This window comes from Alteromonas sp. McT4-15, from assembly GCF_020515205.1.
Taxonomy (GTDB): domain Bacteria; phylum Pseudomonadota; class Gammaproteobacteria; order Enterobacterales; family Alteromonadaceae; genus Alteromonas.
In genome coordinates, this window is the sequence record NZ_JAJALG010000002.1 from 199,804 (window position 1) to 211,885 (window position 12,082).

General features: G+C 45.0%; 11 protein-coding genes. 5 read left to right on the forward strand and 6 right to left on the reverse strand.

The features are described from left to right. Positions 1–69 precede the first annotated feature (69 nt). Entirely contained in the window at positions 70–453 is a 384-nt protein-coding gene (locus LHL20_RS02710) for a VOC family protein (RefSeq protein WP_226432156.1), read from the reverse strand. A gap of 112 nt (positions 454–565) precedes the next feature. Here LHL20_RS02710 and LHL20_RS02715 point away from each other — a divergent pair, with 112 nt between their 5' ends. Together LHL20_RS02715 and LHL20_RS02720 are read left to right on the forward strand one after the other, a co-directional pair. After that, positions 566–1,252 (forward strand): helix-turn-helix transcriptional regulator, encoded by a 687-nt coding sequence (locus LHL20_RS02715; RefSeq protein WP_226432157.1) that lies wholly within the window; start codon positions 566–568, stop codon positions 1,250–1,252. Between the two features lie 189 nt (positions 1,253–1,441). Next, complete coding sequence (locus tag LHL20_RS02720) at positions 1,442–1,888, forward strand: hypothetical protein (RefSeq protein ID WP_226432158.1); 447 nt, start codon at positions 1,442–1,444, stop codon at positions 1,886–1,888. A gap of 64 nt (positions 1,889–1,952) precedes the next feature. On the opposite strand, the gene yaaA is transcribed toward LHL20_RS02720, so the two are convergent. Further along, positions 1,953–2,729: a peroxide stress protein YaaA gene (gene yaaA, locus LHL20_RS02725; protein ID WP_226432159.1), complete on the reverse strand. Its 777-nt coding sequence runs from the start codon at positions 2,727–2,729 to the stop codon at positions 1,953–1,955. A gap of 335 nt (positions 2,730–3,064) precedes the next feature. Between yaaA and tal the strand changes: the two genes are divergently transcribed. From tal to LHL20_RS02740, 3 genes are all read left to right on the forward strand, one after another. Next, positions 3,065–4,024 carry a transaldolase gene (gene tal / locus LHL20_RS02730; RefSeq protein WP_226432160.1) on the forward strand — a complete coding sequence of 320 codons (960 nt, stop codon included), beginning with the start codon at positions 3,065–3,067 and terminating at the stop codon, positions 4,022–4,024. Positions 4,025–4,039: 15 nt separating this feature from the next. Beyond that, complete coding sequence (gene pgi, locus LHL20_RS02735; RefSeq protein WP_226432161.1) at positions 4,040–5,689, forward strand: glucose-6-phosphate isomerase; 1,650 nt, start codon at positions 4,040–4,042, stop codon at positions 5,687–5,689. A 370-nt stretch (positions 5,690–6,059) separates the two neighbouring features. Beyond that, positions 6,060–6,236: a DUF3545 family protein gene (locus tag LHL20_RS02740; protein WP_012519516.1), complete on the forward strand. Its 177-nt coding sequence runs from the start codon at positions 6,060–6,062 to the stop codon at positions 6,234–6,236. A 188-nt stretch (positions 6,237–6,424) separates the two neighbouring features. Here the strand turns inward: LHL20_RS02740 and ung are convergent, their stop codons facing one another. The 4 genes from ung to thrA form a co-directional block, all read right to left on the reverse strand. After that, positions 6,425–7,084: a uracil-DNA glycosylase gene (gene ung, locus LHL20_RS02745; RefSeq protein WP_226432162.1), complete on the reverse strand. Its 660-nt coding sequence runs from the start codon at positions 7,082–7,084 to the stop codon at positions 6,425–6,427. Beyond that, positions 7,081–8,367, reverse strand: a complete 1,287-nt coding sequence (gene thrC / locus LHL20_RS02750; RefSeq protein ID WP_226432163.1) for a threonine synthase — start codon at positions 8,365–8,367, stop codon at positions 7,081–7,083. Before thrC ends, ung begins: the two co-directional genes overlap by 4 nt. Positions 8,368–8,482: 115 nt before the next feature. Beyond that, entirely contained in the window at positions 8,483–9,433 is a 951-nt protein-coding gene (gene thrB, locus LHL20_RS02755) for a homoserine kinase (RefSeq protein WP_226432164.1), read from the reverse strand. Positions 9,434–9,469: 36 nt separating this feature from the next. Then, positions 9,470–11,935: a bifunctional aspartate kinase/homoserine dehydrogenase I gene (thrA, locus tag LHL20_RS02760; protein ID WP_226432165.1), complete on the reverse strand. Its 2,466-nt coding sequence runs from the start codon at positions 11,933–11,935 to the stop codon at positions 9,470–9,472. Positions 11,936–12,082 lie beyond the last annotated feature (147 nt).

Consider the following 12,082-nt stretch of genomic DNA (forward strand, 5'->3'; position numbering starts at 1 on the left):
TACCCTTTTGCTATATTGGTATGGCAGATTATTCATCAATTCTGCCAGTTGTTGAGGTGACGATTTACGCTAAACCATACAAAACGCATTAAGCTTGTTGCCGTCAAGATCACGAAAATATCCGGCATAAAACCCTTTATCGGCGCTTTCTGGTCGAAATCCCGGTGCCCCCTCACATGTTCCACCAAGGGCCAGCGCCTTTTCATAAAACGCATTAACCTGTTCTGGGTTTTCAAGGGCAATAGCAACCATATTACCATTGCCAACGGTTGCCGTTTCCTTGTTAAAAGGAATGGTAACCCCAAAAGAAACTTCACCCGGCTGACGCGCCCAAGCGATAAAATAGTTCTCTTGCTCCATAAAGCGCTCTGCGCCAATAGTGCCTAATAGCGCATCGTAAAAGCTGCCAGCCTGCGCCAAGTTATTTGTGCCTACTAATACATAGCCAATCATTTTTATCTCCTTGCTGTTTTAAACACGAATTCATCATATTCATTGACTACTGACAGTAAGTGTCAGTAGTGTTTTCTTATTATCAGGTTTAACGACAAAACGGATATGAGTTATGCGAAAGGCAGAGCGACTCAATGAAATTGTGCATCACTTAAGGCGAATGCATCACGCGACTACCGCCCAAAAACTCGCGGACCTATTTGAAGTAAGTGAACGCACGATTTACCGTGATATTCAAGACTTGGTGGACTCAGGCATTCCCATTTCAGGTGAGGCGGGTGTGGGGTATCTCATTGACAAAAAATATCACTTGCCCCCCATTATGTTCGATGCCGACGAAATTGAGGCAATTGCACTAGGCATTGGGATGGTAAGTAACTGGACAGACGATGCCTTTGCGCAAAAAGCCAAAAGTGCCTATCAAAAAATACAAGCGACGCTCACTGAAGGGATGATCCACGAACTTACTCAAATAAGTACGTTTTCAGCGCCTAGTCGCTATAAGATCCCATGGGAAGTTAACTTCACCGAAGTCAGAGAGTGCATTCGCCGAAAGCAGTTTGTCACGTTTTGCTATTTAGATCTTAAAGAGCAAAAAACTGAGCGCACGATTAGACCACTGGCGTTGATCTCTTTTAGCCCTATTTGGTTGCTTGCTGGATGGTGTGAGATTCGCCAAGCCTTTAGAAACTTCCGGTTAGATCGGATCTCTCAATTTAGCGTCACCGCAGAGCGTTTTCGCGATGAAAAAGGAAAGACGTTAACAGATTACTTAGCGCTGACTGAAAACGACCAGTGAAGCACCTGTCGCTCCTATCTTCTTTCATGTGTACTCAATTCGCAAAAACTCATCGTACTGCCAACGAATCCACTTTTATCATTGGTTTTTATTGGTAATTTGCCTTATTCCCATTACAGACTAAATTTTAAAATAGCCGTATGTTCTGACGGCAAAAAATTAATACAAACTACACTATTGGGAAAGCATATGAAGAAAATTTCCACAGTAATCATCGCACTGTTGTTAGGTACGTTTAATGCGCATGCCGTTGACTTGGTAAGCGGGGACAACTCTAATTTAACAGCCATGTGTATTGCAGCTGCGAGTTCCGATGAGATGGTAGAGGCGAAGGCAAAAGAGTTTGGTTTCTCGAAACAGGATTTAGACATGTTTACTTGTAATGGCATGACCTTAAAGGAATTTGCTAAAGAGTATCGCGATGATACGTCAGGTACGCCAGTTGTTGTTTATACATTTGAAGAAAACGTAAGTAGTCGTGAGACACAGCTTTGCATTGCTGCTGCGAAGTCAAATGCAGCATATGAGAAAGTGAAAAAAGAACTATTTGACGGAAAAATCGAAAACGTGGCCTGCAACGGATTGAGTCTCGAGCGATTTGCCAAGCGTTATGGGAACAGAGGGTTTAAAATATAGTGAGCGTAGGTGGCGAACCTAGTGAGTTCGCCACATTTTCCTATACTGTGAGTTGCCGTTGCGCTTACGCTTCCTGATTTCGCAAGAACACCAACTCAGTCGATGAGCTTTGTTCTTCGCTATATTGATAGCCATCGACATCAAAAGCTTTTAATCCTTCAACATCAGTAACACGGTTTTCCATAATGTATCGCGCCATTAAGCCGCGTGCTTTTTTGGCGAAAAAGCTAATGATTTTGTACTGGCCGTTTTTGTAATCTTTAAAATGCGGTGTAATAACCATACCATCAAGCTGTTTTTTCTTAACAGCTTTAAAGTATTCGTTTGAAGCGAGGTTAATTAAGACATTATCACCCTGTGCACTAAGGGCATCATTAAGGACCTCAGTAATGCGCTCGCCCCAAAATGCATATAAGTCTTTTCCTTCTGAATTCGCCAGCTTAGTTCCCATTTCAAGTCGATAAGCTTGCATTAAATCCAGCGGGCGTAGAAGTCCGTAAAGTCCCGATAGTATCCGCAAATGATCTTGCGCATAATCCACTGTCTTGTCATCTAAGGTGTAGGCATCAAGTCCGGTATAAACATCGCCGTTAAACGCATACATCGCCTGTCGTGCGTTATCTTTGGTAAACGGCGTTGAAAACTCAGCAAATCGATTAGCGTTAAGCGTGGCAAGTTTGTCACTTATTTTCATCAGCGATGATAAATCGGCCGGCGACAAGGTTCTGCATACTTTCATTAGACGCTCGGTGTCTTCAAGCATACTAGGTTGCGTAAATGTACTTACCGGAATTTCGCTTTCAAAATCGAGATTTTTTGCTGGGGACACTACAACTAACATTTCAACTCCTTCAATCAACTACAACGCCATTGTACCACTTGATACGCAAGAAACCGTAAAATGGCATAAGAAAGACTCAAATTGGCTTAACAGAGAAATCCGATTAGCGGCTATTTTATCCAAATGTTAGCCAAATCCCATTCCATATATTTAGTGGGTTTGGTATAAATAGTGTATTCCTTGAATGTTTGATCCAATCAAACCGCTAGACCCTACAACGCATTAGCGAAACCAACAATTAAAGCCTGCTACAAAAGCGAGCTATCCAACGCTGTTAGAGCGCACAGCTCTAAATAGCAAAATGTAGAATACTGAAATAAAGAACAGAGAGAACTATGAGCAATCAGCTAGCTTCATTACGTGATATTACTACTGTAGTTGCCGACACGGGCGATATCGACGCGATAAAAAAATACCAGCCAGTAGATGCCACTACTAACCCATCGTTGCTGTTAAAAGCGGCTAGCCTGCCTCAGTATGCCAGCTTAATTGATGATGCGGTTGCATGGGCAAAGCTTCAATCAAATGACGCTGACCAGCAGCTTACCGACGCGGCAGACAAGCTTGCGGTTGCTATTGGTAAAGAAATCTCTGGTACTATCCCTGGTCGTATTTCGACAGAAGTAGATGCCCGCCTTTCATTCGATAAAGCTGCAACCATTGAAAAAGCCGAGCGCCTAGTTCAGCTTTACGAAGACGCAGGTATCGACAAGTCACGCATTCTTATCAAGATTGCATCTACGTGGGAAGGTATTCAAGCTGCTGAAGAGCTAGAGAAGAAAGGCATTCAGTGCAATCTAACGCTACTATTTAGCTTTGCTCAAGCACAAGCCTGTGCTGAAGCTGGCGTTTACCTTATCTCTCCTTTCGTGGGTCGTATTCTTGACTGGTACAAAAAGGCCACAGGCACTGAGTCATATGCTCCTGCTGAAGATCCTGGCGTAGTATCAGTAACGAAAATTTACAACTACTACAAAGAGCACGGTTACAAGACTGTCGTAATGGGCGCAAGTTTCAGAAATATCGGTGAAATTCAGGCATTAGCAGGTTGCGATCGCCTTACAATTAGCCCAGCCTTGCTTGAAGAACTAGCCAACGAGTCTGGTGAGCTTGAAGTGAAACTTAAAGACAATGGTGCAACCAAAACGCCTGGTGCGCGCTTAACAGAGAGCCAGTTCCGTTGGGAAATGAACCAAGATGCCATGGCAACTGAGAAGTTATCTGAAGGTATTCGCAACTTCGCAGCAGACCAAGATAAGCTTGAAACTATGCTTCGTGAGAAACTTAGCGCTTAAGGAAAAGGTAAAACAATGAGTGTTTTAACGTCACTTCCAGAATTTAAAAAACTAAGCGAGCTTGCAGAATTGGTAAAGCAAGCGCATATGCGTGACTGGTTTGAAAACGACCCAAACCGCGCATCTAGCATGCAACTTGAAGCCTGCGGCATCTTTTTGGACTATTCCAAAAACCGCGTTTCTTCAGAAGCATTAAATGGTCTTTTCGACCTAGCACGTGCGTGTAACGTTGAGGGGCTTCGCGATGCAATGTTTGCGGGTGAGCAAATCAACTCGACCGAAGGTCGCGCTGTGCTGCATACCGCCTTGCGTAATTTCTCTGACCGCAAGGTAATGGTGGATGGCAAAGATGTTATGCCTGAAGTACACGCTACACTTGAGAAAATAGAAGCGTTTACAGCGTCAGTTCACAGTGGTGAACACAAAGGCTATACGGGTAAGCCGATTAAGCACATTGTTGCTATTGGTATTGGCGGTTCATTCTTGGGCCCCAAAATTATGACAGAGGCACTTAAGCCACATACTGTAGACGCAGTAAAGGTGCATTTTGTTGCTAACGTTGATGGCTGTCATATCCACGATGTACTCTCAAGCGTCGATTTTGAAGAAACCCTTGTAGTAATGTCTTCAAAGTCTTTTTCTACTCAAGAGACACTTCAAAACACACTAACGGCAAAAGATTGGTTCTTGAAATCGGGCGGAACTCAAGCGGATATTGCAAAGCATTTTGTTGCGGTATCGTCAAATGTGAAAGCGGCGACTGAGTTCGGCATTAGCGCTGATAACATTTTCCCTATGTGGGATTGGGTTGGTGGTCGCTACTCTCTTTGGTCGGCTATTGGCCTCCCTATTTCACTGGCGTTGGGCTTTGAGAACTTTAAAGGTTTGCTTGAGGGTGCGTTTGACATGGATACGCACTTTACCACAGCGCCACTTGAGCAAAACATGCCAGTATTACTGGCGTTACTAGGCGTATGGTATCGCAACTTTTTTGATGCGCAATCTCATGTACTTTTACCTTATTATCACTACTTGCGCGGCCTTCCTGCCTATGTGCAACAGTTGGATATGGAAAGTAACGGAAAAGAAGTAACGCAAGAAGGCGAAAGCGTTGATTACCCCACCGGTCCAATCATTTGGGGCAGTGAGGGCACAAATGGCCAGCACAGCTTCCACCAGCTTATTCACCAAGGCTCTGGCGTTATTCCTGCTGACTTCATGCTTCCGCTTAACGTACCTAATCAAGACGACACGCACCATGCCATGCTGGCGTCGAATTGTTTTGGTCAAACGCAAGCATTAATGCAAGGTAAGACCTTTGAAGAATGCTACGCCGATTTAGACGGTAAGGGCTTAGATGATGCTGAGCGTAAGCGTTTAGCGGCGCACAAGACGATGCCGGGCAATAAACCTAGCAACACGATTTTGTTTGAAAGCTTAACGCCTAAAATTCTTGGCGCGTTGGTTGCAATGTATGAGCATAAGGTATTCGTTCAGGGTGTTATCTGGAACCTAAACTCTTTTGACCAATGGGGCGTAGAATTAGGTAAAGTACTAGGAAACCAAGTACTTGCAGGCATTCAGGGTGAAGCAGACAAAGAAATCTTCGATGCATCAACCCAGCAACTGATTGCTAAATTCAGAGCAGCGAATGCACCAAAATAAGGAAACCGAGGTAAGCTAAGCTTGCCCATTTGGTGCAAAAAACAAACCGAGCGGTCATCTTTTATATAAATAGAAGGTGGCCGTTTTTTTATAGCAATGTAAATTGAGCATGTTACGACAGATAAAATCAACATACATTGCTGCGCTAAATTGACTACTAAAAACACAAATAGTATCAATTAGATAGCCAATTTGTTCACGCTTTAAACATATCTAACGAATCCTTGCCTGTGTCATCATAACGTCACAATTTGTTAATAAAAGGTAAATTAAACTATTTTATTTTAGTGGCGGCTGTGATACAAAATTGTACAGAGGGAAAAATAATAACGCTCTGTATTAGTTGTAGTGGTATAAAAAGGAGATCCCAGTGGATAAATCAGATCTATTTGCCATGTTAGACATCGAAGCAAGCCCAGCAAAAACCAAAAGCAAAAAACGTAAGTGGAGAGAAATCGAAGCGCTGCAAGATCGCTACAAGTTAGAAAAAGAACTCGCCGAACTAGATTGTGGTTTCGAGTACGAGTTGGAAACACTGGAAAGATAACAAAAAGGCCGCCTGAACATTCAGGCGGCCTTTTCACTTTCTAAGGGGTAATTCGCAACCGCGTATGATTATTTATGCGCGATTGCGCTTTATGTGCTTTGTTGTGAAACTGGCGTTTTGTTACCGTCGTACGTTACCCATGTAACAACGTTCCAGATATACTCGCCACCAGTCTTACTGGCACCCAATTACACTTGCCAGTCGACAGGCGTTTGCCCTTTAGACGTAAGATACGTATTCGCTTGGCTAAAGTGCGCACAACCAAAAAAGCCGCGGTATGCTGATAGTGGAGACGGGTGTGGACCACTTAAGACGTGATGCTTGTCACGATTAATATGTTTCCCTTTTTTTTGTGCATGACTGCCCCACAACAAAAACACCACGTTTTCACAATGTTCGTTAACGGTGCTGATCACTTTATCAGTAAAACGCTCCCAGCCCCATTTGGCATGACTGTTAGCCTGCCCTTGTTCCACAGTAAGTACGCTATTAAGTAACAGCACACCTTGCTGCGCCCATGAAGTCAGCGTGCCATGCTCTGGAATAGCAAAGCCATCAATATCCGTAGCCAACTCTTTATACATATTCACCAAAGAAGGCGGCGTTTTGACACCGGGCAACACCGAAAAGGCTAAGCCGTGAGCTTGATTTGGGCCGTGGTATGGGTCTTGCCCTAGAATAACCACTTTCACGTTATCAAGCGGCGTTAATATAAGGGCGTTAAACACATCGCTTTCAGGGGGGTAAATGGTTTTTCCCGCGTCTCGTTCACTGCGAATACGAGAAAGAAGCTCAATGAAGTACGCTTGCTGTTTTTCATCAGCAAGCGCGTTGTCCCATGTACTCATGCCTTGAGCAAATCCATCATATGCTGTTTTAGTGCATCGTAAGACGCAGGAAGGTCCACTGCCAAGCTGTCTTCACCAGCAACATCAGCCAGCGCTTTCGGTAAACTAATGGGGTTGCCAAGAACATTCTCAACAGTCTCTCTGAACTTCGCCGGGTGCGCTGTCCCTAGGAATAGGCCAATTTCGCCTTCTTCTAAGTCGTGACTGACTGCACGATAGGCAATAGCCGCATGGGGCTCACTGGTATAGCCTTGCTGTGCAAGCTGGCGCATAGCTAGCTGCGTATACTCTTCATCAACCATTTCACCTTTCAGGCATGCCTTGTCGATATAGCCGCGCTCGATTAGCGCTTCAATACGTGGCCAGTTGTTTGGCTGACTCACGTCCATAGCGTTTGACATAGTGGCAACAGTCGTTTTCGGCGCCCACTCACCGGTTTTCAAATAGCGCGGTACAGTATCGTTAAGGTTAGTAGCTGCAATAAAACGCTTAATGGGAAGACCTAGCGCTTTCGCAATCATACCTGCGGTTAAGTTCCCAAAGTTACCGCTTGGTACAGAAACCACTAGCTGATCGCGCTTGTCCTTAGGCAGCTGACTGAAGGCTTCAAAGTAATAGCATACTTGGGCAAGTAGTCGGCTAATGTTGATTGAGTTTGCCGAGTTTAAATGCAGCCCTTCCCTTACGTCCGGATCATCGAATGCGGTTTTTACCAGTGCCTGACAGGCATCAAAGTCTGACTCTATGGCGACGGTATGGATGTTGCCACCCAATGTCGTAAATAACTTTTCTTGTAACGCGCTAATCTTGCCTTTCGGGAACAAGATGACCACGTTGATATTATCGATACCGTGGAAAGCATGAGCAACGGCTGCGCCAGTATCACCAGAGGTTGCCGTTAAAATAGTAATCGGTTTACCTTCACTGATGCGTGAAAGGGTCTGCGCCATAAAACGACCACCAAAATCTTTAAACGCAAGCGTAGGGCCGTGGAATAACTCTAACGAATATACATTGTCGTTCACTTGCTCGACTGGCGCACCAAATGCAAACGCGGTTTCAACAATCGCTTCCAACTCACCATTGTCTAGCTCGTCGCCAATTAACGCTCTCAGTACTTCAATACTGCGCTCTACAAACGGCTTCTCTAATAAGGCGTCAATGTTCTCAAGTGTGGGGATGTGCTCTGGAAAATACAGACCTTGGTGCTTTCCTAAACCACGCTTAACGGCTTGTGCAAAACTCGCTGTGTCCGATGAATCTTTTAAATTAACCAATTCCACTTGCTGTACCTTTCTTGTTTTGGCCTTAACAACAATCACTCGGCCTTTTAAATCTTTAATAATTAGTTTGACGCGCCTTAGCAGAGCGCCTTCAAACTTTTGTTTTTATGCGCATCTACTGCTGTGACACTGTTGTGCCCTGTTGGGGAATTTGGCACACATGGCTAAAACCATCTTCGTTTTGAATATAATTTTCGGTTAAATACGCCGCAACCTTTTCTGCCTGCGCTTTGCTTGGACATACTGCGAAGACAGTTGGGCCAGATCCCGAAATACCAAACGCCAGTGCACCCACACTCTCGCTGAATGCGCGAGCATCATCAAAACCGGGTAACAATGACTTGCGATACGGTTCGGCAATAACATCTTTCATCACCGATGCCGCAAGGGCGAAATCACCAGCATGTAGCGCGTGTACAAATACACCAAGCTGTCGCCCAAACGTTAATGCAGTCGCCATATCAAGGTGTTTTGGCAATATATCTCGGGCAGCCGCAGTCGATACACTAATCCCTGAATAACAAATAGCGTAATACCACTGGTCATTTAACGGAAGCGACAAGGTGACAGGGCTTTGTGCGCCTGTCATTAACGTCATACCGCCCAAATAACAAGGTGCTACGTTGTCATAGTGCACGCTACCACTGATTTGGCCCTCAAGCTCCCCCATCAAGGTAAGTAACGTGTCTTTATCAAATGGATAATCGAAGTAGGCATTTAACGCAACAAAGGCAGCCACAATTGAACTTGCACTTGAACCAAGCCCACTGCCTATCGGTAAATTTTTGTAAAGCGTTAACGCCACAGACTTTGTAGGATTACCCGCCTTTTCCATCTGCTCGCAAAAGTAGTGGTAGCACTTAGTCACAATATTGCTGTCAGCATCACCGGGGAGTTTGTGCGCAAATGGCCCCGTCACGTTAAGTGAGAATACCTCAGCCGCTTTAATCTCCACTTCATCACCCAGTTTAGTGCCGTCTACTGGCGCAAGGGCTGCGCCAAGTACGTCAAACCCTAAACTGACATTACCTATTGAGGCTGGCGCATAGGCCTTAAGTGCTTTCATTACGTTCTACCTACTACCTTACTACTTTTCATGCGCTTAATGCGCCATTTGCTTCCATGGCATTGTGCGAAGAATGTCAGCAAAGACACCCGCAGCTGTTACCGTGCCACCTGCACCATACCCGCGAATAACATAAGGAATTGGATTGTAATAATCACTGTTAATCGCCAGTGCATTTTCACCGTCTTTCACTTGAGACAACGGATTAGATGCAGGAACGGCTTGAATACTTACTTTGCATTTACCATCTTCAATGCTGCCAATGTAACGCAGCACTTTCCCTTCGGCTTTCGCTTTTGCTACTTTTTCCGCAAAATCTGCATCAAGCTGCGGCAACTGCTGCATGAATTCATCAATTGAACAATCTTCAGCGAAACCGTCGGGCAACACAGACTCAATCTCGATGTCCGATAACTCTAATCCTAAGTCAGCTTCACGCGCCATAATAAGTAGTTTTCTGGCTACATCCATGCCGCTTAAGTCATCGCGCGGATCGGGCTCAGTAAAGCCATTATCTTTAGCCGTTTGCGTGGCTTGAGATAAGCTCATTCCTTCTTCAAGCTTACCGAAGACATACGACAAACTACCTGACAAGATACCCTCAAAACGATGCAGTACATCACCTGCACTAAAGAGTTTCTGTAAGTTATCGATTACCGGCAACCCAGCACCTACTGTGGTTTCATACAAATACTGGCGGTTTGTAGATTGCGCCGTTTTGCGAAGTTTGCGGTAGTACGCCATCTCACTTGTGTTGGCCTTTTTGTTCGGCGTAACAACGTGAAAGCCGCTTTCCATCATGTCGACATATTGCTGAGCGATAACATCGTGGCTGGTACAATCAACAATAACAGGATTAACCAAACTATTGTCGTTTGCAAACTGGTGTAACCGCTCAACACTGAGCCCTTCGCTGGCTGAGTCAAGAGCAGCTTTCCAATCGCCGCTTAAATCTATACCTTGACTGTTAAGCAGTAATTTACGGCTATTCGCGATGCCATAAACGCGCAATTGCACATTGCGTTTTAGCAATTCAGGCTGCTGCTTAGCAATTTGACCTAGTAGTTCTGTCCCTACATTGCCACACCCTACTAGGAATACGTCAATGGTATGGCGGTCAGAGAAAAAATTCTGGTGGATAACCTTAACGGCTTTCTTTGCTCGCTTACTTTCAATTACTGTCGAGATAGAGCGCTCAGAAGAGCCCTGCGCGATCGCTACGTTATTCACTCGAGCTTGTGCAAGTGAGTTAAAGAAACGCGCTGCCAACCCTTTAGTTTGACGCATGCCGTCACCCACTAGCGTAACAATAGCAAGGTCATGACGCACTTCAATGGGGTCAAGCAGTTGATTTTGTAGCTCAAGGGCAAAGGCATCTTCAAGCAATGTTAAAGCGCGATTAGCGTCTTTGCTCTGAATACAAAAACTGATGGAATATTCTGACGACGACTGCGTGATAAGGCTAATCGAAATATTAGCGTTTGACATAACTTCAAATACACGACTTGCCATACCAACCATGCCTTTAAGGCCGGGGCCAGCGACGTTAAACATGGTTACGTTGTCAAGCTGCGATATACCTTTTACTGACGTCCACTTCTCGCTCTTCTCGTTGCTGATCAGAGTACCGGGCGCAGCAGGATTTAATGTATTGCGAATAAGGCACGGGATATGGTGCTGCGCAATGGGACCAATCGTTTTGGGATGAAGTACTTTTGCACCGAAATAAGACAATTCCATGGCTTCTTGATACGTCAGCTTATCAAGTAACACAGCGCCTTCAACTTGGTTCGGATCGGCGTTATAAACACCGTCTACGTCTGTCCAAATCTCACAGCAACTTGCGTCAATACACGCCGCAAGAATAGCAGCAGAATAATCTGAACCATTTCGCCCAAGTGTTACCTTTTCACCTTTTTCATTTGCAGCAACAAACCCTGGCATCACCAATAGCTCGCTACCATCGGCAGGCACATCTGAAAAACGTGCTTTACTCAGCGCTACATCAGCAATACTGTCTAGGTACTCGCCGTCAGCCAGTACGTACTTAACAGGGTCTATGATGCGATTGGCAATACCCTTTGCTGACAGCATCGCGCTAAACAGGGTTACAGAAATATATTCACCGATGCTTAGAATGCCCGCTGCCACATTATCAGGTGCCACACCAAGCAAAGAAATGCCTTCTAGGTGCTGGTGCAATACCGACAAGTGACTATCGATAAAATCAATAACCTGTGCATGAGCGAACCCGTCTAGTGCGTTGTCTAGATTGTTGGCAATGCTGGTTACAGTGTCGTTGAGTTTGTTGAATAGCGGTTTAAAATCTTCACCAGCGGCTGCTTGTTCACAAAGTAATGAAAGCGCATTCGTCACCCCTTTTGGGGCAGAGAGTACAACCGCAGCACCGTCGGTTTGGTGGGTTGCCGTGCTAATTTCCATCACGCGCATGTATCGCGGTGCATCGGCTAGAGAAGAACCCCCAAACTTTAAGACTTTCATATGCTGCTCCTTAAGGTTTCGCATGCTAAAACATGTGTAAAAAAAAGCCCGCTCTGTGTTAGGCGGGCTTTCGTTGTCTTTTGCTTACTTGCACTAGTCACCGACCGCCCTATTTAAGGTGGTAATCAACATCATTGTGGTGGTGGT